The organism is Vibrio sp. KMM 9700 (assembly GCF_058545285.1).
In genome coordinates this window covers 434,746-459,364 of the sequence record NZ_CM178589.1, presented here as the reverse complement: position 1 = coordinate 459,364, position 24,619 = coordinate 434,746, and the positions used below count along the sequence as shown (strand labels likewise).

Annotated in this window: 22 protein-coding genes; 15 read left to right on the top strand and 7 right to left on the bottom strand. The window is 42.3% G+C overall.

Annotated elements, in window-relative coordinates:
* Positions 1-57 precede the first annotated feature (57 nt).
* From ruvB to ybgF, 14 genes are all read left to right on the top strand, one after another.
* Complete coding sequence (gene ruvB, locus AC2VOY_RS02080; protein ID WP_491831984.1) at positions 58-1,068, top strand: Holliday junction branch migration DNA helicase RuvB; 1,011 nt, start codon at positions 58-60, stop codon at positions 1,066-1,068.
* Between the two features lie 841 nt (positions 1,069-1,909).
* Positions 1,910-2,530, top strand: coding sequence for a hypothetical protein (locus AC2VOY_RS02075; protein WP_491831983.1), 621 nt, complete (start codon positions 1,910-1,912; stop codon positions 2,528-2,530).
* Between the two features lie 94 nt (positions 2,531-2,624).
* Positions 2,625-6,284 (top strand): polysaccharide lyase domain-containing protein, encoded by a 3,660-nt coding sequence (locus AC2VOY_RS02070; RefSeq protein WP_491831982.1) that lies wholly within the window; start codon positions 2,625-2,627, stop codon positions 6,282-6,284.
* A gap of 587 nt (positions 6,285-6,871) precedes the next feature.
* A complete protein-coding gene (gene cydA / locus AC2VOY_RS02065; protein WP_491831981.1) occupies positions 6,872-8,458 on the top strand; it encodes a cytochrome ubiquinol oxidase subunit I in 1,587 nt (528 codons plus the stop codon).
* Between the two features lie 16 nt (positions 8,459-8,474).
* Positions 8,475-9,611 carry a cytochrome d ubiquinol oxidase subunit II gene (gene cydB, locus AC2VOY_RS02060; RefSeq protein ID WP_491831980.1) on the top strand — a complete coding sequence of 379 codons (1,137 nt, stop codon included), beginning with the start codon at positions 8,475-8,477 and terminating at the stop codon, positions 9,609-9,611.
* Between the two features lie 12 nt (positions 9,612-9,623).
* The gene (gene cydX / locus AC2VOY_RS02055) at positions 9,624-9,731 is read left to right on the top strand and encodes a cytochrome bd-I oxidase subunit CydX (RefSeq protein ID WP_017024739.1); all 108 of its coding nucleotides are present in this window, start codon (positions 9,624-9,626) and stop codon (positions 9,729-9,731) included.
* A gap of 28 nt (positions 9,732-9,759) precedes the next feature.
* The gene (locus tag AC2VOY_RS02050) at positions 9,760-10,032 is read left to right on the top strand and encodes a cyd operon YbgE family protein (RefSeq protein WP_491832983.1); all 273 of its coding nucleotides are present in this window, start codon (positions 9,760-9,762) and stop codon (positions 10,030-10,032) included.
* A 229-nt stretch (positions 10,033-10,261) separates the two neighbouring features.
* Positions 10,262-10,693, top strand: a complete 432-nt coding sequence (gene ybgC, locus AC2VOY_RS02045; protein ID WP_491831979.1) for a tol-pal system-associated acyl-CoA thioesterase — start codon at positions 10,262-10,264, stop codon at positions 10,691-10,693.
* Positions 10,683-11,369, top strand: a complete 687-nt coding sequence (tolQ, locus tag AC2VOY_RS02040; protein ID WP_491831978.1) for a protein TolQ — start codon at positions 10,683-10,685, stop codon at positions 11,367-11,369. The genes ybgC and tolQ overlap by 11 nt, the downstream gene beginning before the upstream one ends.
* Positions 11,370-11,372: 3 nt before the next feature.
* Positions 11,373-11,828 (top strand): protein TolR, encoded by a 456-nt coding sequence (gene tolR / locus AC2VOY_RS02035; RefSeq protein ID WP_491831977.1) that lies wholly within the window; start codon positions 11,373-11,375, stop codon positions 11,826-11,828.
* Positions 11,829-11,832: 4 nt separating this feature from the next.
* Positions 11,833-12,906 (top strand): cell envelope integrity protein TolA, encoded by a 1,074-nt coding sequence (tolA, locus tag AC2VOY_RS02030; RefSeq protein ID WP_491831976.1) that lies wholly within the window; start codon positions 11,833-11,835, stop codon positions 12,904-12,906.
* Positions 12,907-13,054: 148 nt separating this feature from the next.
* Positions 13,055-14,422, top strand: a complete 1,368-nt coding sequence (tolB, locus tag AC2VOY_RS02025; protein ID WP_491831975.1) for a Tol-Pal system beta propeller repeat protein TolB — start codon at positions 13,055-13,057, stop codon at positions 14,420-14,422.
* Between the two features lie 25 nt (positions 14,423-14,447).
* Positions 14,448-14,954 (top strand): peptidoglycan-associated lipoprotein Pal, encoded by a 507-nt coding sequence (gene pal, locus AC2VOY_RS02020; protein ID WP_491831974.1) that lies wholly within the window; start codon positions 14,448-14,450, stop codon positions 14,952-14,954.
* 13 nt (positions 14,955-14,967) lie between these two features.
* Entirely contained in the window at positions 14,968-15,699 is a 732-nt protein-coding gene (ybgF, locus tag AC2VOY_RS02015; protein ID WP_491831973.1) for a tol-pal system protein YbgF, read from the top strand.
* 101 nt (positions 15,700-15,800) lie between these two features.
* On the opposite strand, the gene AC2VOY_RS02010 is transcribed toward ybgF, so the two are convergent.
* A complete protein-coding gene (locus AC2VOY_RS02010; RefSeq protein ID WP_491831972.1) occupies positions 15,801-16,382 on the bottom strand; it encodes a biotin transporter BioY in 582 nt (193 codons plus the stop codon).
* 136 nt (positions 16,383-16,518) lie between these two features.
* Here AC2VOY_RS02010 and AC2VOY_RS02005 point away from each other — a divergent pair, with 136 nt between their 5' ends.
* A complete protein-coding gene (locus AC2VOY_RS02005) occupies positions 16,519-17,325 on the top strand; it encodes a BPL-N domain-containing protein (RefSeq protein WP_491831971.1) in 807 nt (268 codons plus the stop codon).
* On the opposite strand, the gene AC2VOY_RS02000 is transcribed toward AC2VOY_RS02005, so the two are convergent.
* The 6 genes from AC2VOY_RS02000 to AC2VOY_RS01975 all read right to left on the bottom strand — a co-directional run bounded on the left by AC2VOY_RS02000 (position 17,288) and on the right by AC2VOY_RS01975 (position 24,615).
* Complete coding sequence (locus AC2VOY_RS02000) at positions 17,288-19,042, bottom strand: mechanosensitive ion channel family protein (protein ID WP_491831970.1); 1,755 nt, start codon at positions 19,040-19,042, stop codon at positions 17,288-17,290. The two genes, AC2VOY_RS02005 and AC2VOY_RS02000, sit on opposite strands and share 38 nt — an antisense overlap.
* A gap of 128 nt (positions 19,043-19,170) precedes the next feature.
* The gene (locus AC2VOY_RS01995; RefSeq protein ID WP_491831969.1) at positions 19,171-20,403 is read right to left on the bottom strand and encodes a hypothetical protein; all 1,233 of its coding nucleotides are present in this window, start codon (positions 20,401-20,403) and stop codon (positions 19,171-19,173) included.
* Entirely contained in the window at positions 20,403-22,085 is a 1,683-nt protein-coding gene (locus AC2VOY_RS01990; protein WP_491831968.1) for a VWA domain-containing protein, read from the bottom strand. Before AC2VOY_RS01990 ends, AC2VOY_RS01995 begins: the two co-directional genes overlap by 1 nt.
* The gene (locus AC2VOY_RS01985; RefSeq protein ID WP_491831967.1) at positions 22,078-23,103 is read right to left on the bottom strand and encodes a vWA domain-containing protein; all 1,026 of its coding nucleotides are present in this window, start codon (positions 23,101-23,103) and stop codon (positions 22,078-22,080) included. The genes AC2VOY_RS01990 and AC2VOY_RS01985 overlap by 8 nt, the downstream gene beginning before the upstream one ends.
* The gene (locus AC2VOY_RS01980) at positions 23,096-23,674 is read right to left on the bottom strand and encodes a DUF4381 domain-containing protein (protein WP_491831966.1); all 579 of its coding nucleotides are present in this window, start codon (positions 23,672-23,674) and stop codon (positions 23,096-23,098) included. The genes AC2VOY_RS01985 and AC2VOY_RS01980 overlap by 8 nt, the downstream gene beginning before the upstream one ends.
* On the bottom strand, positions 23,671-24,615 hold the full coding sequence (locus AC2VOY_RS01975) for a DUF58 domain-containing protein (RefSeq protein ID WP_491831965.1): 945 nt from the start codon (positions 24,613-24,615) through the stop codon (positions 23,671-23,673). Before AC2VOY_RS01975 ends, AC2VOY_RS01980 begins: the two co-directional genes overlap by 4 nt.
* Positions 24,616-24,619 lie beyond the last annotated feature (4 nt).

Here is a 24,619-nt window from a genome sequence, read left to right as displayed (position 1 = left end):
TCAACGGTTTGTAGACACCTTTTGTTTATCTTAGGAAATAATTTTTAGGAAACCCCAATGATAGAAGCGGATCGCCTTATCGCACCCGATAACCCAAATTTTCGTGAAGAAGAAGTGATTGATCGCGCGATCCGTCCGAAAAAACTCCAAGACTACCGTGGTCAAGATCAAGTCAAAGCGCAAATGGAAATCTTTATCCAAGCTGCGCAAATGCGAGATGAACCGCTTGATCACCTGCTTGTTTTTGGTCCTCCTGGTTTAGGTAAAACCACACTAGCCGGCATTGTCGCCAATGAAATGGAAGTCAATATCCGCACCACTTCAGGCCCAGTATTAGAAAAAGCAGGGGACTTAGCCGCGCTTTTAACCAATCTTGAAGAAAACGACATCCTCTTTATTGATGAAATTCACCGTTTAAGCCCAGTTGTCGAAGAGATTTTATATCCGGCAATGGAAGACTATCAGCTCGATATTATGATAGGCGAAGGGCCTGCCGCGCGTTCCATCAAAATTGATCTGCCACCTTTTACCTTAATTGGGGCAACCACGCGTGCGGGATCGCTCACCTCACCACTGCGTGATCGTTTTGGCATCGTCCAACGCCTTGAATACTATAAAGTGGAAGATTTGCAGTTTATCGTCAAGCGCAGCGCAGATTGTTTAGGGCTTGATATGTCGGATGAAGGTGCGTTAGAAGTCGCCCGCCGTGCTCGCGGTACGCCACGTATCGCCAACCGTTTGTTACGCCGTGTACGAGACTTTGCCCAAGTGAAGTCAGATGGACATATCAGCCAAGATATTGCTGATGCAGCGCTCAACATGCTTGATGTCGATACCCAAGGCTTTGATTACATGGATAGAAAGCTTTTAAGCGCGATTATTGAAAAATTCTCTGGCGGGCCAGTGGGTTTAGATAACCTTGCCGCAGCAATAGGCGAAGAAAAAGATACCATTGAAGATGTGATTGAGCCGTATTTAATCCAGCAAGGATATCTGCAGCGTACCCCAAGAGGCCGGATTGCAACCGAGCGTGCATATCTTCATTTTGGCTTTGATATAGAAAGCTAAAAATTTATTTACTCTTATTTATTAAAAGGAGCCGTTGTGCTCTTTTTTTATGCCTAAAAGCTTTTGCTAACTATCAGCATAGGGATGAATTGCGATAGACTTCATACTTAAGTAATCTCTGACTTCTTTGAGTTTCCTCGCTCATGACTTTTATTTCATTAAGTAACAATGGTTTGCTTGATCTATAAATATATAGACTATATTTTGCGATCCATATCATCTTGAATAGACAGTTCAGTATATTATTATAATACAAATTAAGTATTCCCTCAGCCAATAAGTCATCTTAAATCTAAATATAAAAAGAAATATAATTTGCTTCTTTGAAAAGGAAAATAATATGTTCAAGAAATGTATATACAGAAAGCTCATTCAATTTACTACTTTGATAGCGATTTTTATTTTCTTAATTCTGCATAAATCTTTTCAGAGTATTCAATCTATTAGTTATTACTCATTTCAAGATCAAAAATAGCTTAAAACTAATGATTTAAAAGGGCTAAGTTGCTCCTTTTGCTTTTAAATTCGAATACTTAGGTTTCAAATATAATAAATAAAATCTGATTATTTATAAATAATTTTGAAGTTTTCAATATTAGATATATTTTTTCAACTTAAAATTATTAAGTACTATTATAATATTGAGATGTGCGTCATATTTAAGTCTTTCTATTTAGCAATGTCATTTCTGTGTAAAATTATATAATCCTATTTATATCAGTATGTTATGATTATTGTGTGTGTTTAATGAAGCATTTTTGCGATCTATATCACCTTGATTAATCGGTCCTGTATCATATTATATTACAAAACAAAACGTGATCACTTAAGGATAATGATAATGAAAAAATTACCTCTTACACTTTTAATTGCTGCTTCTGTAGCTGGATTTTCTAGCCTTTCTATTGCTGCGGATGCAAACAATCTCATCCAAGATCCACAGTTTTCAGAGTTTCGTGCAAACCAAAGTAAAAGCGATGTTTGGGTAAAAGACGCAGACAAAAATGCAGGCAAGGGTGATGTAGGCAGTTCAAAAGATACAGCTTTTGGCGATGAAGGTTCAGCGCGTTTTCGTTTTATTGACAAAGGCGATGACTTCAGTGCAACACCTGGAATTCACCAACAAGTGACGCTAGAAGCAAATTCTAATTATGAATATTCATTTTATATGCAAGATAGCAAAGGTGAAAATTCAATTTCTCAAGTCGAATTTGGTGTACTTGATGCATCAGGTAAACCAATTAAATCACAAATGGTACATATTAAAGACTTAGCTTCTGCGCCAAAAGGTGAAGTGAAGAAAAGTTTCCGCCAAGTAAAAATGGACTTTAATTCGGGTTCAAATACAAGCGCGACAGTCTATGCCAAATTACATTTGAATGATGGCACTAAAATTTCCTCTGGTGATATTGGCAAGCAAACGGAAGTGCGTGTCGATGAATTTAAGCTAATTAAAAAGTAAGTTAAATTTTAATTAATAAATATAAAGCTGCAGTTTATTTCTCTCCATAAGCTGTGGCTTTATTTTTAAATTTAATTATTTTCTAGGATGGATTATGAAGAAAACAAAAATCGCTTTACTTATGACAGCAATATTAGCTATCCCGCTCACGGGATGTGGCAGTGATAGTGATGGACCTGACTATAATGTGATAACACCGACAGACCCAACAGAGCCAGGCACAGACCCAACTAATCCTGGAACGGATCCAACAGACCCAACAGAGCCAGGCACAGACCCAACAGACCCGGTCGAAACGAATTCTGCGGCGCTACCATTACCAGAATCGGCTGATATTATCGTGGGCGGAGCAACGCGCTCGGCATTATCTTTCGCAGACTTACAAGAAGCCATTGATAATGCGGCGGCAGGGGATGTCATCGGTCTAACAGCAGGCGCTGATTTCTCTAATCTTGGGGTGGTTAAATTAACCAAACCTGTGACCATAGTGTCAGTTGATGCAAGTGGCGCCGTGAGTGCATCTGGGAAAGATCAAGCTGAAATTACAGGCGCGTCATGTTTTTATGTTCCAACCACAATTGAAGAATCAGAAGAACATGTACGTATTGCGAATGTGACTTTCTCTGATGTGAGCGTTATTGATTGTCCAACAGGCGTAGCAGAAGACAGCAGCGATGACGCAGATGATCCTGATTTAGCCATTATCAACATTGGCAAAGTCAGTAATGGTGTTTACCTTGACCGTTTGACTTTCAATGGAGCAGGTTTTACTGAGCAGCAAGGTTCAAACTGGATCCATACGCGCGGCTTGATTTATGTGGATAACAACAAGTTCATTACTAAAGATTATGCAACTTATGCAAGTAAAGACGACATCATCACCAAGACTTCCATTATAGAAACAAATTGTAGTAGTGATGCATCACGTGACGCTGAAGGCGTTGGCTCTCAAATTCGTCAAAACTACTTTGGCGCACAAGCTCTCCCTTCTAAAACATATGAAGAAGGTTTTAACTTATCAGATGTTAAAGTTAATGGCATTATGCTAGGTGATTACGACAGCAATCAATGTAATGCGACGGTTTCTGAAAACTTATTTGCTTACTTGCAATCTAGTACCAGCTCAAGCGATGGCGGGGCATTAGTTGTTGCAAGTAATGGTAATACAGTAACAGGCAATACCTTCTACAAAAACTTTGGTGGCTTACGTATTGGACGTTTAGATAGCAACACTGAAGTGGGTGAGGTCGCGAATAACACGGTTAGCGATAATGTATTCTTCGGTAGTGAATTAGAGGGCGATAATCAAAAACATGATGGCGGGATTGCTGTTCATAGTTTAGGTGGAAATGTTATCACTAATAACTATCTAGACAGTATCATTCTGACGAAAGGTACATCCAATACAGCTTCTATCCGTATCGCAACGTATGATACTCAAAAGGGCGAAAGTGTAGAAATTAGCCACAATACAATAGTAGATACGCGCCAAGGTCTTTATTTCCAATCCGCAGAGCAAGATGCTGAGGAATTACCAGAATTATTGGGAGCAACTTGTTATCTAAATGATGGTGCATTAAGCAAAAACTTAATCGTGTCGTCTAGCACCTTTAGTGGCACAAGTGACGTGGCAGTTGTTAATGAAAATGATTGCATTGCTGATCCTACAGCTGTCGGATATTGGAATGATGATTTCTATGCTACAGCAAACATTCTAGGAGAGGATAAAGAGTCTAGAACCCCATTGCAAGGCGTCACATCTGTTGGTCAAGATGACGATGATGTTTATCTAACAGAAGCGCTTACAGGCACTATCTTAGGTAATTCAGTCTCTATTCGCTTAGGAACGGGTGAAGCAGCCGCATATGGTGCTTCTATTGATACGCTTGAAATTGTTTCTGATAACTTAGTTGGCCCATTCGCTGCTGGCGATAGCACTGATAGCGGCACTGATGGTGGCACTGACGGAGGCACAGATGGTGGTACAGACGGGGGCACCGATGGTGGTACTGACGGTGGTAATCCAACAGATCCTGTGGATCCGACGGACCCTACAGACCCAACCGATCCTGTGGACCCAACAGCACCAACGGATGTTACATCACAAGCTCAACCTATGCCAACAACAGTCAATGACACAGTTACAAATGGTGCAGATCTGCAAGCTGCAATTGATGCATTAGGCACAGCGAGCGCAGCGCGTGGATTAGCGGCTGCAGATGATGTTGCTGAAGTGACGCCTTATGTGATTGGATTAAGCAAGGATGGCGATTATAGTGATTTAGGTGTTATCACATTAAGCCAACCTGTGACTTTAGTTTCTGTAGATGATAAAGGTAATGTGAGTGCGCCAGGTGAAAACCAAGCTGTTGTAAGTGGTGCATCATGTTTCTATGTGCCTTCAGCAAGTGATGACATTATTAAAGATGGCACAGGTAACGTACGTTTATCAAATATCAAATTTGAAAATATTAAAGTTACTGAAACATGCTCAAGTGATAATGCTGATGCTGAAAAAGCAATCATCAATATTGGTAAAGTCGGTAGTGGTGATAAACCTGTTTACCTTGACCGTCTATCATTTGATGGTAGTGGCTTCACTGAAGTTGAAAAAGAAGGTAATAGTTGGATTTATTCTCGTGGTTTAGTTCATCTTGATAATAATGAATTTTTGAACAAATCCATTACAGCTGAAAAAACCAATATTTTCTCCCTAAACTGTGGCAGTGTTAGAGTTAAGGGAAGTGGGGATGAGAAAGTTCAAATCCGTAATAACTACTTTGCTTCAGATGCCATTCCAAGAGGCGCTACTGATAACCTTGGCAAGGTGAAAGCCTTAGCGATTGGTGATCAGTTTAAAGGTAAAGATTGTGGTGCAAATGTAGAGCATAACCTATTTGCTTATTTCCCTGCTCTTTCTAACACAAATGATGGCGCTGTGATAAACATTGGTAGTATGAATAATACTGTCCAAAGCAACACCTTCTTTAAAACCTTTGGTGGGGTGCGCCTCGGTAAGCGTGATATGTCAGCAACCTTAGATACAGGTAATACTATCGATAGTAACTTATTCTTTGGTAGTGAGCTAGATAGCAGTTCTGACGGTGATAATGATGAAGTCGCAAAATATGATACAGGTATCTTTATTCATAATGCGGGTAATACTGTTACGAATAACTATATTAGTAAAGTAATGTTGACATCAAAAACATCAAATTCAGCATCGATTCGCATCTCTTATAAAGGAACAGAAGAAACCAATATCAGCAATAATACTATTGTGGATACGCGTCAAGGTTTCTACTTCTTCACTGAGGATGAAGGCGATGAAACTGCATATTGCGATTCAGTGTTAGGTGCACTTCCAACAACAAGCATTACTAAAAACTTAGTTGTGACTTCAAGTGAATTTACAAGCACGAATGATAGCGCAATTGTTGATGAGTGTGGTGTGACAACTGGCGGTGCAACCCCTTGGTTAGATGAGTTGTATGCAACAACAGCAACAGTACAAAGCGAAGAAGCAGTTACTGAAATTGCTAATGTGCAGCAACTTCGTAAAGATGAAAATGACCTCTACCTACAAACTGCAGCTGAAGCAACATTGGCAGGTACTATCTTAGGCCAAAATGTCACCGTTCGCTTAGGTAAAGGTGATGCAGCAGAGTATGGCGCAGCAGCGGATAAACTAGTTCTTATTAATGAAGACCTAGTTGGCCCAGCGGCTACAGTGGAAGCTGCAACAGCAGAATAATTCCTCAAACGCTATACCAAGCTTACATAGTTAACAAAACGACAAGCTTCTCACTTGAAAGGGTGGGAAGCTTTTTTTTGTAAGTAAAATGTCATATTTTTGAGGCCTTGGTTCCCACCTTGCTCGCGATAACCAGCCAATCTAAGGTATGCAACCAAGAAACAATCATACATTTAGATATATTTCGTAACTTTACTACAAAAAATGAAAGTTAAACTAAAATATAGGGTATTGATCTATTTCAATTTAAAGAGAATAAAAATTAGCGAGGAATGAATTTACTTGAAACTTTTGTGATCTAGTTCAATGAAATTAATACTTTTGTGTTAATACCATACAAAAAATAGACAAAAAGATCGGAATATTGGAAAAAGAGCCGAGATTTCCCAGAAACCTTTTGAAACACGTGTGAAATAACAGTAATATTGAGCCAGCTATCATAGCTGCTGATTAATGAATAATCAACTTTAAATCAACAACTTGTTAACATTTGTAGTGAGTGTTGATTTAAATGCGATAAATGTATTGAACTCATCCTATTCGCTGCCTTGCCTGACCTTGCAAGCTGCGACACAAAAGGAGTTAACATGATTGATGTGGTTGATTTATCCCGTCTGCAATTTGCAATGACGGCGATGTATCACTTCTTATTTGTACCTTTAACGCTAGGTATGGCGTTTTTGCTTGCGATTATGGAGTCTGTTTATGTGATGACAGGCAAGCAAATCTATAAGGACATGACGAAGTTTTGGGGTAAGCTTTTTGGTATTAACTTTGCTCTAGGTGTGGCGACAGGCCTTACCATGGAGTTCCAGTTTGGTACTAACTGGTCTTACTATTCTCACTATGTAGGTGACATCTTTGGTGCACCGCTTGCGATTGAAGCCTTAGTTGCATTCTTCTTAGAATCAACCATGGTTGGTCTTTTCTTCTTTGGTTGGGACCGACTCTCAAAACGTCAGCACTTAGTCGTGACTTGGCTGGTTGCGATTGGTTCAAACTTCTCTGCACTTTGGATCTTGATCGCTAATGGCTGGATGCAAAACCCAGTGGGCGCAGATTTCAACTTTGAAACCATGCGTATGGAAATGGTGAGCTTCTCAGAAGTGATCCTAAACCCAGTTGCGCAGGTGAAATTTGTTCACACCGTTGCTGCGGGTTACACCACAGGTGCGATGTTCATTTTGGGCGTGAGTTCTTACTATCTATTGAAAGGTCGTGACGTTGCGTTTGCGCGTCGTTCATTCGCGATTGCCGCATCTTTTGGTATGGCCGCGATTCTATCTGTATTACTACTTGGTGATGAATCAGGTTATGAGCTTGGTGATGTGCAAAAAGTAAAACTTGCTGCCATTGAAGCTGAGTGGAACACAGAAGAAGCACCAGCAGCTTTCACTGCCTTTGGTTTCCCAAGTCAAGACGACATGGAAACAAAATACGCAGTTAAAATCCCTTATTTAATGGGTATCATTGCAACACGTTCTATCGACACGCCAGTAACAGGTCTAAAAGATCTTAAGATTGAGCACGAAGAGCGTATCCGTAACGGTATGGTTGCGTATGATTTACTTGAAAAACTTCGCGCAGGTGAGCGTACGGATTCAAACCTTGCTGCATTTGATAACGTGAAGAAAGATCTAGGTTATGGCCTACTTCTAAAACGTTACACAGATAAAGTTTCTGATGCGACAGATGAGCAAGTGATGCAAGCTGTGGATGATTCCATCCCAACAGTATGGCCGCTATTCTGGTCATTCCGTATCATGGTTGCATGTGGCGTAATTATGCTACTTATCTTCGGTACAGCATTTGTGATGACGTGTCGTCAGAAAATTGGTAAGCACCCACTGCTTCTTAAAGCGGCGATGTTTGGTATTCCACTTCCTTGGATTGCAGTTGAAACCGGTTGGTTTGTTGCAGAATATGGTCGTCAGCCATGGGCTGTAGGTGAAATTCTACCTGTAAATGTTGCAGCTTCTGCGCTTTCACGTGGTGAAATTATTACCTCTATCATTGCAATTTTAGCGCTGTATACTTGTTTCTTGATTGCAGAAGTATACCTAATGGTTAAATTTGCACGTAAAGGACCAAGCAGCCTAAAAACAGGCCGCTACCACTTTGAGCTAAACGATACCTCAGCTGAGAGTAAAGTTGCGCGTCAAGTTGAAAGCTAGGCCAAGGAGATAATTCATGTTTGAATATGAAATTTTACGATTTATCTGGTGGGTACTAATCGGTGTGCTATTCATCGGTTTTGCCGTGACAGATGGATTTGATATGGGTGTTGGCGCGATGCTGCCAATCCTAGGTAAGACAGACACAGAGCGTCGCGTGATGATCAACACCATTGCGCCGCACTGGGATGGTAACCAAGTTTGGTTAATTACCGCTGGTGGTGCGCTATTTGCAGCATGGCCACTTGTGTATGCAACCTCATTCTCTGGTTTCTATTTTGCGATGATCATTACCTTGGCGGCGTTATGGTTACGTCCAATTGGTTTGGATTACCGCTCAAAAATTGAATCACCAAAATGGCGCAGCAACTGGGATATTTGTATCTCAATCAGTGGTTTCGTACCACCGCTAATCTTTGGTGTGGCATTTGGTAACTTGCTTCAAGGTGTACCATTTGAGCTTAACGATCTGCTTATGTCACAGTACAAAGGTTCATTCTTTGGCTTATTGAACCCATTTGCCTTGCTATGTGGTTTAGTCAGTGTGGCGATGATTACCCTACAAGGTAGTGCATGGCTACAAATGAAAACCAAAGGTGACTTATTAATGCGTGCACGCAAAACATCTGTGATCACAGGTCTTGCAACCGCAGCATTATTCGTGATTGCCGGTTTTTGGATTCAACACATTGATGGCTATGTTGTTAAATCAGTGATTGATGGCAACGCGGCATCAAACCCACTTGGCAAAGAAGTTGCACGTGAAGCGGGCGCTTGGATGCTAAACTTTGAAAAATATCCACTGATGTGGGCAGCGCCTATCTTAGGTGTAGTGATGCCACTGCTTGCAGTTGTGTTTGCCAAAGCAGGCAAAGGCGCACTGGCTTTCATTGCCTCAAGCTTAACTAACGCAGGCGTGATTTTAACAGCTGGCTTTACTATGTTCCCATTTGTAATGCCTTCAAGCTTAAATCCAAACCACAGCTTAACCATGTGGGATGCGACTTCAAGTGAGCTAACACTGAACCTAATGACTGCGGTAGCAATCGTCATGGTTCCTGTGATTTTAGGTTATACGATCTGGACTTATTACAAAATGTTTGGTCGTTTGGATAATAAATTCATTGAAGATAACAAGTCTTCACTTTATTAAGGAGCTAAAATCATGTGGTATTTTGCTTGGATTTTAGGTGTATTGCTTGCTTGTGCATTCGGTATTATCAATGCACTTTGGCTTGAACACAGTGAAATGATGGACGAGGATCGTGACTAAAAAGCATATCAATCAGCAATTGAGCGATATGCACGATCCAATCAATGGGGCTCTTGTTAGGGCCCTATTTTTTATTTTGACTATCATGCATATTGGTTTGTTTATGTGGCAGCCAGAAGATTATGCAGCGCATATAGGTGGTTTTAATATCGCCATTGGCCTGAGTTTTATTTGGTGCTTATGCAGCGCAATAATTTTCAGTGTCGGCTTTCGGCCAATCTTTTGGCTCTGGCAAATTTTGTTTAGCCCGTATATAAGTGGGTTACTCTTAATTTACTTTAGCTTTCGCTATTTTGTGTAAGTGATAAAGAAATCTATTTCAAACGCTAATGACGCAAGTTGTTGGCGTTTTTTATTACTTGCAATGCAGAAAATGTAATCAGTTCGTCATCTTTTGGTCAAAAACGCCTAGAAAAAGCACGCTAATCGCTTAACTTTAAATGAATTTATCCTGATGATAAAAAAAACTTGTTATGATACTGAGATATATGATGTTATATACTCATGCAAATATTAAAAGGTGACAACAAATGAGTTTAGACTCAGTTTTTGACCCAGAAAAGGGCTTCCAATGGCCAATACGTGTGTATTATGAAGATACAGACGCAGAGGGCGTGGTATATCATGCCAATTATTTAAACTTTTTTGAGCGTGGGCGAACAGAGTTTTTACGTGCGATTGGTGTTGATCAGCGTAAACTGCTTGAAATGCACACAGGTTTTGTAGTGAAGAACATGGATATAGATTTTATCCGCGCAGCGAAACTTGATGATGCACTTGTTGTCCATACCAAGGTTGCACAGCTAAAACGTGCTTCGCTTGATTTTTTACAAGAATTAGTCAATCTTGAGGGCGATGTTTTATGCCGCGCAAACGTTAAAGTCGCTTGTGTGAATATGCAAAAAATGAAACCTCAGGCTATCCCAACAACTATTGCTTCGGAGTTACAAAGTGTCAGGTGAAATCTCGATTATTGGTCTAATTATGGACGCAAGCTTATTAGTGAAGCTTGTGATGCTTATTTTATTAGGAATGTCAGTGCTTTCTTGGGCAGTGATCATTAAGCGCAGTAAAATTTTAAAAACCGCTGCGCAAGAATCTGCCGTTTTTGAAGATAAATTTTGGTCCGGCACTGATTTAGCAAAGCTCTATCAAGAAGTGAAACAACGCAAAGATGAGCTATGTGGGACAGAAGAGATTTTCTATGCTGGTTTTACTGAGTTTGGCCGTTTGCGTCGCACGCCAGGCGCGAAAGCTGCATATATTATGGATGGCGCAGGCCGCTCAATGCGTGTCAGTGTGTCACGAGAAGTGGAAGAGCTAGAAAACCAATTACCATTTTTAGCAACAGTTGGCTCAATCAGCCCATATATCGGCCTATTTGGTACCGTTTGGGGGATCATGACAGCATTTATTGCTCTAGGTCAGGTGAAACAAGCCACGCTTGCAATGGTTGCACCGGGTATCGCAGAAGCCTTGATTGCAACAGCAATGGGTCTGTTTGCAGCAATTCCAGCTGTCATGGCGTATAACCGTTTAAGCAATCAGGTTGCAAAACTTGAGCATACTTATGCTACGTTTTCTGAGGAGTTTCACAGCATTTTACACCGCCAAGTAATGAGCGAGTATAAGGATTAATACATGGCTGGATATGTAAAACGTAAACGCAATCTAAAGGCTGAGATAAATGTCGTGCCTTATATTGACGTCATGCTCGTGCTTTTAATTATCTTTATGGTGACATCACCTTTCGTAACCCAAGGGGTTGAGGTGGAATTACCAAAAACGCAAACGGCGCAACCTGCTTCTGAAATTGCAGGTGATACAGATGCGAGCTTTATTATTGTTGAGATTGATAGAGATGGTAATTTAGGCTTGAGCATTAATGATGAAGATATGGTACGTGGCCTTTCGCTAGATGATGTGATCACTCGCGTCAAAGCTGAGCGCCAAATCTCGCCTCAGTCACCGGTTGCTGTCGGAGGCGATGCGAATACTCCGTATGCAGATGTTGTTTTAGTTCTGGATAGTTTAAACCAATCAGGCATTGAAAAAGTTGGTTTGCTAACAGACATTAAAGAAGATGATCCGAGCTAATTAAATGTTCTTAAAAGAGTATAAGTCGGCAATAATTATTTCTGTCATCATTCATATATTGGTGATAGTGCTGGGGATTTGGATAAGCTTAATCAAAAGTCCGGAAAAAAAGACTGTTGGACGTATGGTTGAGGCGGTTGTGATTGACCCTAAACTTATCGAGCAGCAGGCGAAATCTATCCGTGAAAATAGAGAAACGGCGCAAAAAAACCAGCAACTTAATGTAGATAAACAGCGCGAGCAATCTAAGCTTGAGGAGCAAAAGCGCCAGCAAGAACTCGAAAAGCAGCGTCAGCAAAAAGAGCAAGAAGTTGCCCAAAAGCAGCAGCAACTTGAAGACAAACGTCAGCAAGAAATAGCGCAAAAAGAAGCAGCTGCAAAAGCCGAAGCCGAGAAAAAAGCCGAAGCTGAGCGCTTAGCGAAAGAAAAAGCAGCCAAAGAAGAGGCTGCGAAAGAAAAGGCCGCTAGAGAAGCCGCAGCGAAAGAAGAAGCTGCGAAAAAAGCTGAGTCTGAGCGTGTAGCCAAAGAAAAAGCTGCAGCTGAGGCCGCTGCGAAAGCCGAAGCCGCCAAAAAAGCTGACGCTGAACGCGTAGCAAAAGAAAAAGCAGCGCAAGCCGAAGCAGCTAAAAAAGCGGAAGCCGAGCGTGTAGCGAAAGAAAAAGCGGCAAAAGAAGCGGCTGCGAAAAAAGCTCAGCAACAAGCACAAAAGGCCAAAGAGTCTGAAGTCTTGGATGATATTTTTGCTGGTGCAGCGTCAGATACCAACCAAGTGTCTGTGGCTAAGCAAAAAGTGAATGCAACTGAGCTCGATAGATATGCCGCGATTTACAAACAAATGATTCAAGAAAAGCTGCTAATCGATGATTCATTTAGAGGTAAATCGTGTCGGGTTAATATTCGTTTGGTGCAATCTGGTTCTAGTGCAATTGTGAGTAAATTAACTATCCAAGGTGGTGATGCACAAGTCTGTAGTGCAACAAAAACCGCGGTTGGCTTAATTGATAACTTCCCAATGCCTAAAGATCAGGCGGTTGCGAATGAGCTTAAGAACATTAATTTGACGGTTGAGCCTAAATAATTAGTGTGGATAAATCTTTATCCAAGTGATTGAAATTTTAGTTATACTTACTATCTAGTTACTAGATTTAGATGTATATTAATACTTAGGTATTTAAAATGCGCGGATCTTCTTGCGCATTTTGGACAAGCATAATAAGGAATATTTTGTGGTTAAAATGATACGACTTGGGCTTTGTTTAGTCCTTCTCAATATCTCAGCGATGGCGCATGCAGCGCTTGAACTTGTGATCACCGACGGAATCGACTCCGCGCGTCCAATTGGTGTCGTGCCGTTTCAATGGGATGGTAATCCACTGTCACAAGATATTGCAAAAATTGTGGCAGCAGACTTACGCACTAGCGGAAAGTTTAATCCGTTAAACGACAGTCAATTGCCGCAAAAACCATACAATGCAACAGAAATAACGCCAAGCTTATGGCGTGCGAAAGGTGTTGATGCAGTTGTCACAGGTTCAATTGTGCAAACTGGCTCAGGCTTTGAAGTGCGCTATCAATTAACCGATGTCAGCACTTCTGGTCAAGTTGCATCTGGCGTTGATGTAACCGGCGAAGGTTTGAATCAGCAAGCGGCGCAAGTTGTTGACAAAGTTTCAGCAAATAGCGTGCTTTTAAATAAGAGTGCGCAAATTACTGAAAGCCAACTTCGTGCTTATGCACACCGTATTTCTGATGCAATTTATGAAAAATTAACCGGCAATCGCGGCGCATTTTCAACCCGTATTGCCTACATAGTGCAATCATCAGGTGACTATCCGTATTCACTACGCGTAGCTGATTATGATGGCTATAACGAGCGTACACTTATTCGCTCAAAGCAGCCGCTAATGTCGCCAGCATGGTCACAAGATGCATCTAAAATTGCATATGTAAGTTTTGAAAATAAACGCGCTGAGATCTTTATGGTGACAGTGGCAAGTGGTCAAACCCAGCGTTTAACCTCATACCCACGTCATAACGGTGCACCAGAATTCTCACCAGATGGCCGTAAACTGGCTTTGGTTTTATCTAAATCTGGTAGTTTGCAAGTGTATGTCTTAGATCTTGCAAGTAAACAGTTAACGCAAGTGACCCATGGCAGTGCGAATAACACTGAACCTTATTGGTATCCAGACGGTCGTGCATTGGTATTTACTTCCGATAGAGGTGGCGCGCCACAAATCTATCGAGTAAATCTGTCAGATCAGTCAACATCAAGATTGACTTGGCAGGGAAGCCAGAACTTAGGCGGACAAGTAACCCCAGATGGCAACGGATTGATCATGGTCAACCGTAATAGCAATGGGTTTAATCTTGCACGTCAAGATCTGGAAACAGGAGCAGTCCAAGTTCTAACAACAACCCAATTGGATGAATCTCCAAGCCTAGCACCCAACGGTGATATGGTGATTTATAGTTCTATTTATCAAGGCCGAAATGTGTTGTCTATGGTATCGGTTGATGGCCGCTTTAAGGCTCGACTACCAACAACATCCGGGCGAGTTCGTGCGCCTGCTTGGTCGCCATTTTTGAATTAATCATTGATATAGAAGGAAATACACTATGAAATTGAACCAAGTTTTTAAAGGACTTATGATTGCAGTCCCTGTGCTTGTTATGTCAGCATGTAGCTCAACTGACGAAGCAGCAAACTCAGATTCAATGACAAATGACAACGCTATCACAACACCAGTTGATCCAAACGCAGGCCTAAGCGAGCAAGAACTTGCAATGCAAAAGCTACGTGAAAACTCAACTATTTTCTTTAAATTTGATAACTCTGAGATTTCACCAAACTATGAAAATATTTTGGCAGCTCACGCAGCATACCTAAGTGCAAACCCAAGCACACAAGTAACTATTGAAGGTCATGCAGATGAGCGCGGTACACCTGAGTACAACATCGCACTTGGCGAGCGTCGTGCACAAGCAGTATCAAACTACATTCAAGCGCTTGGCGTACAAGCAAACCAAATCTCTATCGTGAGCTATGGTGAAGAGAAACCTCTTGAATTTGGTCAAAGCGAAGCGGCTTACTCACAAAACCGTCGCGCTGTTTTAGTATACTAATGAAGGAGACTTCATGTTAAGTAACAAACGTATTTCCACGTTGTTGTTACTGGCGAGTGCAGTAAGCCCTGTGTTTACTGCACAAGCTGCAACAGATCCGGAAACCTTGGCTAAAATTGAACGCCTAGTTGATAATGCAACTAAGGTTCAAATTCGCATGCAAAAACAAATTGATGCACAAGCCGCCGAGATCTCAAGCCTACGTGGTCAAGTTGAGCAGTCGAACTATCAGATCAAGCAATTGACCGATAGACAAAGACAGCTCCTAATTGATTTAGATAACCTACGCTCAAGCAGCGTATCTTCAAGCAGTGCTGATGTCAGCACACCTTCGACAACATCTAGTTCTGCTGCAAGTGCGCCAGCAAGTAGCGGCTCAGAAAAAGATGATTATGACGCAGCTGTCAGTCTCATTTTAAAAGATAAAGATTACCCAAGCGCGACTGCTGCATTTGAAGGCTTTGTCACCACATACCCTAACTCAGACTATCTTCCAAATGCTTACTATTGGTTAGGCCAGCTGTATTATCAGCAAAACCAAGATAGATCTGCGGCGAAAAACTTTGCCAAAGTAATCACTTATGCAAACTCAAGCAAACGCGCCGATGCGTATGTTAAGTTAGGTGATATCGCTAAACGCAACAATAGCGTCGATGGGGCAAAGAAATACTATCAAAAAGCGATTGATGAGTACCCAAACTCTTCTTCTGCCAAGCAAGCACAAGCGGCACTTGCAAGTTTATAATTTAGTTTTGCTTATAGAGAAACCCCCAATAGGATATTGCGCCTATCGGGGGTTTTTTATTGCTTAAGCAAGTTGATGGCTTAGTACTTAACTGGTTCAGCTTATTTCTTTGCGAAGAATTTATGTGTTGGCACAACTAAGAAAGTTGCGAGCACAGCTTTGATGATGCCACCTAAAATGAAAGGATACAGACCGTATTCCAACACAGTGCCTGCTGGCACAAAGAAATATAATTGTGCAAGGCCAAAGACAAAAATTGCAGCGCTCGCGAGTAGGGCTACTAGCGCTGTTTTAAAATAGTTATTCAATACGCCTTTATCGCTGAAATAGCCCAATATTGCCACCGCTGCAACAAAACCATATAAATAACCACCGCTCGGCCCCATAAAGGTTGCTAATCCTGATGCGCCTCCTGCAAAAACAGGTAAACCTATCGCACCTTCAAACAAATATAACAACATAGCGCTTACGCCAGCTTTACGCCCCAATGCAAGCCCAACGACTGTTATCGCAAGGGTTTGACCTGTGATTGGCACAGGGTACATAGGTACAGAAATCTGTGCAAAGAGCGCGATCATAAGTGAGCCAAAAATAACTTTGCTGATAAAGCTCGCGTGGCTTTGTGAAATGAACCACTGCTTAGCGCTGGTTAATAATGAGGTGTTATTTGCGAGTGTTGACATGAATTTTCCTTATTTCTATCAAATTAAAGAGCCTAAGCTTATGGCGAGAATAAAATCTTGTCAACTAAAGTTGTCTTTATAGGTTTACTAAATTAAGCTATGCAAATGAAAGATTTGATACAAGGTTTGTAGGAAAATGGTAAAGCCAAGAAAATTTATTTATATCTATAGTGATATTGGTGCAAGTGAGTTAAGTGTGGATTCAGTGATAAAGTGCTTTGCGAATAAATTAAGCACTAAATTTGAATATCATATAAAGCGTATTTCCAGCGCGCAAATTTTAGCAGGCGAGCTTCAAGGACAAGGTTTGTTTGTGATGCCAGGTGGCGCTGATCTACCTTATTGTCAGCAATTAAATGGGCGTGGTAACAAGCTCATCCGTGAATTTATAGAGGCTGGAAATATCTATATTGGTATTTGCGCGGGCGCTTATTATGCAGCGCAAGCAATTGATTTTGTTGGAGAGGGTTATACAGTCAAAGGGCAGCGTGAGCTTGGTTTTTTTAGCGGCACTGCGTTTGGTTCACTGGCTTATTTGACGGCGAGTGAGAAGTGCCCGAAAGGTCTGCACTATAATGGCCTGGCAAGTTCAAAAGCGATTGCGTCAATAGGGTACAAGAGTGGGGTACAAGAGGGTATTTATTATCATGGTGGGCCACATTTTGTGCCACAACCTAAGGCGCAGTTTGATGCAATTGCTGTCTATCCTGAAGGTGAATATGCAGCGGTGATAGGAGAGGTTGGCAAAGGTGCTTATTTACTTTCAGGTGTCCATTTTGAACTCTGCGGCGAAAGTTATCAGCGCCATGCTTTAATGCTTGCAAAGACGCAAGATAGTACCCAAGAAGCGAACCTCTTGCGTACTATCTGCGCGCCCAATTATGCTGCTGAAATCTACCAAAGGATTAACCAGCTTCTTGAGCGCTGCTTTGTTTATTCTTAATCACTAGTTCTTTGGAATCATCTGCAAGGTGCAAGTGAACATCTTGTTGTGGGAATGGAATATTGATCCCTTCGGCGTCAAAACGCATCTTGACCTCACGCGTCATTTCCCGCATCACGTCCATATAATCATCGGTGCGCACCCAAGGGCGGACGATAAAGTTCACCGATGAATCACCAAGTGTGTCAAGCGCAATGATATACTCGGGGCTACGCAAGACGCGCTCATCCGCTTCGACGACTTCTTTTAAGATACGCTCAACTTTCTCGATTGGATCAGAGTAAGCGACGCCAAATAAAAGATCGACGCGGCGAACGCGTTCATAGGTTCGGTTGATGATCACATCGCCCCAAATTTTGGAGTTAGGGATAATCAATACTTCGTTAGAGAAGGTACGAATCGTTGTATTCACAAGACTGACCTTGCTGACCTTACCCTCAACACCGCCGGCAAATACCCAGTCGCCTACATCAAATGGGCGATAAATCAGCAGCATCATGCCAGATGCAAAGTTGGAGAGAGTATCTTGCAGCGCAAAACCGATCACGATACCGGCAACACCCATACCGGCAAGGACAGGGGTTAAGTCTAAGCCAATTTGTGCCAGTGCAAATAAAAGTCCGACACAATAAATAATCTTTGACGACATTGATGTGACAAAATTTTGCATTAATTGACTCATTTTTAGGTGTGAGTTGGTCACCATGTTGCCAATGCCTTTTTGAATTGTGCGGGCAAGAAAACGCACCACCAACATCAAGCTACAAAATATTAAAATATTAAATAAAACAGTAGGTAAGTTATTAATTACCCAGCGCTTAACCTTAAGTAAATATTCGGCCGCAGAGAGCTTAAAGACTTGCCAGTTTAATAATTCATGCGTCAATTGACCGGTTGCGGCAAAGAGTTGGTTTTTAAGATCAACCGTATCAATGCCCATAGGATCAGAAATATCTATGATGCGTTTTAAGCGTTTGGACGCTGAGTCCATATTGCGCTGACGATAAATTAAATCCAATTGAAATTGGGCGATTTGATCGGCTGGCAAGGAGTCAATCTGAGTTTGCAACGTTTGCTGGCGCAGGCGTGAAAAGTGCAGCGCAGCAGCAGTAAACTTACCTAAATTGGTTAAATCAGAAACAAGTTTTTTCTTCTGGACAGTTAAATCTGCACCTAAAATTTCTTGCCACTGATAGTTTTGGTATTGCTGTTGATACATAATGACTTCGAAATCTTTCGCTTCATTTAAGCCAATTTGCAATAACAGACGCTGCTCTTTGCTTGCTTCTTCGACTTGCTGCGTCATTTTCTCGATTTCATTTTTCGATTTCTTCAAAGCCAAATCGATATATTCAACCTGTTTATCCAGCAAAGGCTTAATTTTTTCAGCTAAAGATGGAGAAATTTTGGCGTTGATCTTTGAATCAAGATATTCGCGCAACTTGCCATTTTTATCATACCAAGCAACTTGGACTATGGTTAGATTATCCCCAGTCAGGCGCTTCGCATCTTCAAATAGCATCTGAACTTCTTGTGCTAAAGCTTGGATCTGCGCTGGCAAAGGTTCATCTTTAACTTCATTTAAGGCGGTTTCGAGGTTTTGATTGGCAGCTTCTACCTTAGCTGCTGCATCTTGCACGCTAGACTCAGCAGTAGATGCCCAAAGCGGGGGGGTAAATAAGCTAAAACATAAGACAACAAAGGGTAGTAAGCGCATATAAGATCTCCATTTCACGAACTTATATTATTCACTTATCTACCCATGAGCACAAGCTTTGTCGTAGCACAACGAAAGAGAATTGATACTTCTAACCAAAACTTTTCATTGTTTAACTTGGTTAAGATTTATTTCTCTAAGCGACGCAGTGCCGGTAAGGCTTGATACTTAGATGCCTTTTGACTTTGGGTATCTTGAATACCTTGCCATGTTTCTTTTAAGGCTTGCTTGGTTGGCTTTTGGCTCTGCACTGTGTCTGAGTTTTGCTGCCAAGCATCGTCATCACTATATTTCCCAAGGCTGAGTAAACCCGTTTTACGGCGCAACTTTTGATAAATCAAAGCGCGCGTACGATTATATTTGTGTCCAACTAAGCTCTTATAAAACAGATACCAATCCGGTTTCGGGTGGGTTTTAAAGTACAGGACAGTCATACGCCAAAGCACAATGAGCCCAATGACACCACTAGCGGCAAGCGCAAGCCAAGGCCAATAATCGCGCATCCAAGATTTAAAGGTATGTTTTAAAACAAAGCTTTTGCCTTCAAGGGTTTTAGTCTCAAGGCTTTGGGTGGTTGGATCCCAGACCAAGATCTCAAGCGCAGGCAATTGAAGTGTGCCGCCATCTTGTACCAAATAGGTTTCTGACTCGACCCGCGAGGCAAAATATTCGCCACGGTTATAAGTGTCTTGTAGCTGGCTTGGGTCAGGATAGACGCGGATCTGATCGGTATTTGACGTTTTGAGTATGTCCGGTAGTAAAATTGCCATGCTATCGGCTGCTTTAATCGTCACTTTACGGGTGATCACATCACCAACTTTAATAGAGTCGGCAGATTGTGACCAAGTTTGATCCACTTGAACATCAGCGCTTGTCACCCAAGGTGTCTCTTTGGTCAGCGCCGCATCGGGAAGGGCTGCGCTAAATTTGACAGCATCTGACATTAAGGTTTTTTTGATCACGCGGCCATCTTCAGTCGTCACTTGTACATCTACGGCGACCGGCGGAATTTCATAATTGCCAGAGGCTTGCGGGTAAACCGGAATATCCCAACGCTGGTGCGCCCAAACTTTGCTGCCTTCGGTTTGCGAATAGTTTGCTGCTTGCAGGTTGGTTTGTTTGATCACAAGGTTCGGCACTGAAATTGGCGCAAGCTTAGTGCCTGAGCTAAACCAACGTGTGGTTTGCAAATCAAGCACAAGGAGGGCTTGCTGACCAATCGCAAGCGGTGCATTTTTATCTGCCGTCTCACTTTCATGTGGCACCACAAGCTCGGTTTTAAGTTTAAACTCAATTGGCTCTGCAGCGTGAACACTGGCAAGGCTAAATAACCCTAGGATAAATATTAAAATTGATCGCATTATTTAGCCTCCTGAGATTGGTGATATTGAATGCTAAATTTCGAGCGCATAAAGAGTTTAGGATCCGCTTCCACACGCTCCAGCCATTTATCTGCAAGACTCGGATCGCCAATGATATCATCCGCGGTAAGCTTTTCTTCTTCCATTTTTTCTTGCGAGACCTCTTCATCTGCGCCATCTGAGGTTTGCGGCTGGTCATCTGGCAATTCAAATGAGGTACTTTCACCATCGGTTTGGCTGGCACTAAAGTCATTCGCTTCTTGGATGATACGCTCGATTTCGGCTAAGTTTTTAGCTATCGCTTGATCATCTGGGTAGTCTTTGGCAAGTTTACGTAACAAGCCGCGCGCTGCGACATATTCACGTTGACGGGCAAGCGCCATGGACGCATTAAATAGCATGACCTTGTCTTGCTTTAGCATAAACACTGTCTGGGCATTTTTGTAATCCGAGGCGTAATATAACGCGACGCCGCGCCAGAGCGGATCAACAAAGTGCTGCGCAGCTTTGGCGTATTCTTCATTGTTAAAGTAATACTGGCCTTGCTGATCGGGCGTGAGCCATAAATCCATCCAAGCTTGCTTGGTTTTATCCCATAGCGTGAGCTCAACGTTTTGCGCCGCTGCCTCTTCAGCTAATGCCGCGTCAGATTTAGACGTAGTGATAGGGTTGGCATAAACTGGCGTGGGTAAATAGCTCCACTGCGCCAAGACTAAAACCAAAGACCATTTCACTAGCCAGCCGCGACGGAACCATAATAGATAAATCAAGACCACAGGGTAGAGCAGGTAATAACCCATATCTTTCCACGGCTGCTGATTTTTCGGATTAACTTGCTCATGAAAGGCAATTTTGGACAATAGCCACTGCAAATCGCTTTGATCGACACTGATTTGGGTCAAACTTGCATTTGCATCACTGGCAAGATCTTTGAGTGATTCCAGATCAAAAGGGATCTCACTGGTGCGATTAAGATCGCCTGCGCCAAGAATGAGCAGTTGATCGTCACGCTCAGCAAAAAAATCACTAATCGCTTGGTTATCCGCAGGCGTCATGCTGTCTGTGATCCACAAAATAGATGCTGGCATTTCTTGATCAGTGAGTTGCTTTTCAATCAAAGGCAAGGCGGCTTGCGCTGATTTTCCTTGCACTGGAAAGACCTCAGGGCTAATTGCTGCCAGCATAGGTTTAAAGACTTCAATATCTTGCGTCAGTGGCATCGCAAGGTGGGCACTGCCTGCATAGGTGATCAAGGCGTTTTTACCGCCATCACGCATTGAGAGCAAGTCAGAAATTTTTTGTTTGCTGCGCTCCAAGCGACTTGGCGGCAAATCTTTTTGCAGCATGGTTTCACTGCTATCTAACACGATAATCAGTGGCGTTTTGTCTTCACCAAAAGGTGAGGCTTCCTTTTTCCATGTTGGGCCTGAACAAATGATGATCACAAGCAGTGTCATGGTTGCGAGCAGAATCAGCGGCAATTGTTTTTTCAAACCACTTTCACCAACAGTTAAGGCGCGGCGCAAATGCTCAGGCAAGCGTTTTTGCCATTTCAGACCATTATCATCAAACTTCCAGCGACGATAAAAAAGTAGTGCAAACGGCAGCAGCATTAACAACCACCACGGGCGGATAAAGTGAAACTGTCCTAAGGTTGCCAAAAAAGTAGAAAAATCAGTCATTTTGGTTTCCTTCTCGAGCTTTGTTTTTAAACATATTACGGCTTGCAAAGCTGTACACCAATAAATGCACGAAGACCAGCAGAGCCATCAAATAGTAATGCAGCGAAATCTTAGGGCGGTAGGTCGTGCTTTGATACAGGCTAGGCTCAAGCTCATTGATGGTTTGATACGCGGCTTCTAGGGCATCTCTATCCAGTGCTTGGAATGCCTTACCGCCAGTTTGCTTGGCAATATCATTAATGATGTTCATATCCATAGCTTCTTCGCCTTGGGTCGCAGGATCGCCCATTGCAATAATATGAATTTTGACGCCTTTAGCTTGTGCGACTTTGGCGGCATCCACTGGCGCAACATAACTGTCAGTATCATTACCATCGGTGAGTACAATCGCAAGTTTTTGCTTATCTGGTGTGTCGATGCTGTTGTCTTCGAGGGTTTTCACCCCAAGGCCAATCGCATCACCAAGGTGAGTACTTTGACCTGCCATGCCAGTTTGAGCTTCATCTAATAGCTCAAGCCATGCTTTATGATCAGCCGTAAAGGGCGCTTGCACAAAGGCAGAATCACCAAATAGAATCAGTCCAAATCTATCGCCTTCACGTTGCGCGATAAACTCACTTAATACCTGTTTAACAGCAGTTAAGCGATCGATTTTTTTGCCATCTTGGGTGGTAAAATCTTGCGCATTCATTGAGCCAGATAAATCCACCATGATCATTAAATCACGCCCAGAGGCTTCGCGGGTTTGCGGCGCGCCTAAAAGGGTTGGCTGAGTGAGGGCAAAGACAATGCACAGCCAAGAGAAGCTGATCATCAAGTGTTGCCACCAAGTTGGGCGTAAAATACTTGCGCCTTCGGTTGGGGTTTCGCCTAAAGCTTCTAAAAGTGGTTGGAAAAATGGTACTTTTAAAGCGGTTTGACGAGTTTGATACGCAGGAATAAACCAGTAAATAATAAATGGCAGCGGAAGAATAATCAGCCACCAAGGATGAGCAAGCTCGATATTTAAATTAAACATGCAAGGTCTCGCTGTGCTGTTGGGTTGAAAACGCTTGAAGCGGCTTGTGGCTGCTGAGCTGATCAAATTCAATATGTAAATTTATCCAAGCCTCAACCATGTGCTCAAGCTTTTGAATATCTTGCGCGGTTAATTTGGTTTGATCTTCCGGCAGATACAAATCATCTTGCCAGGTTTGACCAAGCGCTGAATCAAAGTTTATCTCAGAGCGTGCTGATTTTGGCAAAAGAGCGTCCAGACAAGCAAGCATTGTCGAGCCTGTCATTTTGGCGCTTTGCGGGTAGATAAAGGCCGCCACTTGATTGGTGATAAAAGATAAATCACGTGATTTTTGCGCATCGGGTAAATCTTTAATCGCTTCAAGAGCGAGCAAGGCTTCGCGGCGATAGCGATTGGCAAGGTAGCGTTTGACTTTTTTATACCCAGTCCAAGCGGCAAAAGCTAAGATCAGCAGCGCAATAATTTTCCAGCCTATGGTTTGCGGCCACCATGAAATTGAATCAGGGATCGCCACATCAATCATATCTTTGAGGATATATGAATTGGGAGAGCTTGGAAGTGAATGGGTCATTTTCTGCCTCCTAATGCGCGTTCAAGGGCTTGAATATGCTGACCATCGGTTGACACCTCAATCAAAGGCAAATGGTTGGCGTGCATCAGTGAAATCAGCTTATCTTGCTTGGCTAAAAAGCGCGCACTCAGCTCTTGGTTGACTTCTGTCATGTTCGAGCTGCTATCGACATTAAATTGATACATGCCATCGCTTATCACCCATTGCTCGCCGGCTTCCATATCAAATGATTTTTCAAGTGGGTCGCTAATCATTACCGAAAGCACATTATTGTGTTGCTGTAGGTATTTGATTTTTTCAATCCCGTCATCATCTAATAAAAAGAAATCACTAATTAAGATAATCATGGCATTTTTAGGTCGTGTCGCCATGATTTTATCAAGCAAATTATCCAGATCTTGAGTCGTGTTGGGCGATATATCGCTAGATAAGGCTTGGTTTAGATGCGCCAGCTTTTGTAAATTCACCAAAAGATCGCCCTGTGAGCGTTTGGCTTTGGTGTGGATAAACTCAGTATTATTGAAAAGGGCAAAACCAACGCGATCTCCTTGTTTGAGCACTGTCCACCCGATTAACGCTGCAAGCTCAGCGGCAACCACAGATTTCATCGTGTCTTGTGAGGCGAAAAACATATTGCAGCGTTGATCGACGCACAAAAGCACATTGTGATCTTTTTCTTCGGTGTAAGCGCGCACATGCGGCTTGCCAGTACGCATAGTCACTTTCCAGTCAAGGTTGCGAATATCATCGCCTTGTTGGTAGTGGCGCAGCTCCTCAAAGTTTAAGCCGCGACCACGAAAACGCGATGCATGGCGACCGGATAGCAAACTTTGTGCTTTGAGGCTAGGTAAGCCTTGTTTGTTGGCTTTAGTTTTTAAGCTAACAAGTTGCTCATACTGACAATGCACGCGTGTGTCTTGATTTGATTTTGATTGAGCCATATCT

What these genes read in the sequence shown, in the direction of transcription:
- ruvB (WP_491831984.1), top strand. Translation starts at nt 58, where the DNA reads ATGATAGAAGCGGATCGCCTTATCGCACCCGATAACCCAAATTTTCGT.
- AC2VOY_RS02075 (WP_491831983.1), top strand. Translation starts at nt 1,910, where the DNA reads ATGAAAAAATTACCTCTTACACTTTTAATTGCTGCTTCTGTAGCTGGA.
- AC2VOY_RS02070 (WP_491831982.1), top strand. Translation starts at nt 2,625, where the DNA reads ATGAAGAAAACAAAAATCGCTTTACTTATGACAGCAATATTAGCTATC.
- cydA (WP_491831981.1), top strand. Translation starts at nt 6,872, where the DNA reads ATGATTGATGTGGTTGATTTATCCCGTCTGCAATTTGCAATGACGGCG.
- cydB (WP_491831980.1), top strand. Translation starts at nt 8,475, where the DNA reads ATGTTTGAATATGAAATTTTACGATTTATCTGGTGGGTACTAATCGGT.
- cydX (WP_017024739.1), top strand. Translation starts at nt 9,624, where the DNA reads ATGTGGTATTTTGCTTGGATTTTAGGTGTATTGCTTGCTTGTGCATTC.
- AC2VOY_RS02050 (WP_491832983.1), top strand. Translation starts at nt 9,760, where the DNA reads ATGCACGATCCAATCAATGGGGCTCTTGTTAGGGCCCTATTTTTTATT.
- ybgC (WP_491831979.1), top strand. Translation starts at nt 10,262, where the DNA reads ATGAGTTTAGACTCAGTTTTTGACCCAGAAAAGGGCTTCCAATGGCCA.
- tolR (WP_491831977.1), top strand. Translation starts at nt 11,373, where the DNA reads ATGGCTGGATATGTAAAACGTAAACGCAATCTAAAGGCTGAGATAAAT.
- tolA (WP_491831976.1), top strand. Translation starts at nt 11,833, where the DNA reads ATGTTCTTAAAAGAGTATAAGTCGGCAATAATTATTTCTGTCATCATT.
- pal (WP_491831974.1), top strand. Translation starts at nt 14,448, where the DNA reads ATGAAATTGAACCAAGTTTTTAAAGGACTTATGATTGCAGTCCCTGTG.
- ybgF (WP_491831973.1), top strand. Translation starts at nt 14,968, where the DNA reads ATGTTAAGTAACAAACGTATTTCCACGTTGTTGTTACTGGCGAGTGCA.
- AC2VOY_RS02010 (WP_491831972.1), bottom strand. Translation starts at nt 16,382, where the DNA reads ATGTCAACACTCGCAAATAACACCTCATTATTAACCAGCGCTAAGCAG.
- AC2VOY_RS02005 (WP_491831971.1), top strand. Translation starts at nt 16,519, where the DNA reads ATGGTAAAGCCAAGAAAATTTATTTATATCTATAGTGATATTGGTGCA.
- AC2VOY_RS02000 (WP_491831970.1), bottom strand. Translation starts at nt 19,042, where the DNA reads ATGCGCTTACTACCCTTTGTTGTCTTATGTTTTAGCTTATTTACCCCC.
- AC2VOY_RS01995 (WP_491831969.1), bottom strand. Translation starts at nt 20,403, where the DNA reads ATGCGATCAATTTTAATATTTATCCTAGGGTTATTTAGCCTTGCCAGT.
- AC2VOY_RS01990 (WP_491831968.1), bottom strand. Translation starts at nt 22,085, where the DNA reads ATGACTGATTTTTCTACTTTTTTGGCAACCTTAGGACAGTTTCACTTT.
- AC2VOY_RS01985 (WP_491831967.1), bottom strand. Translation starts at nt 23,103, where the DNA reads ATGTTTAATTTAAATATCGAGCTTGCTCATCCTTGGTGGCTGATTATT.
- AC2VOY_RS01980 (WP_491831966.1), bottom strand. Translation starts at nt 23,674, where the DNA reads ATGACCCATTCACTTCCAAGCTCTCCCAATTCATATATCCTCAAAGAT.
- AC2VOY_RS01975 (WP_491831965.1), bottom strand. Translation starts at nt 24,615, where the DNA reads ATGGCTCAATCAAAATCAAATCAAGACACACGCGTGCATTGTCAGTAT.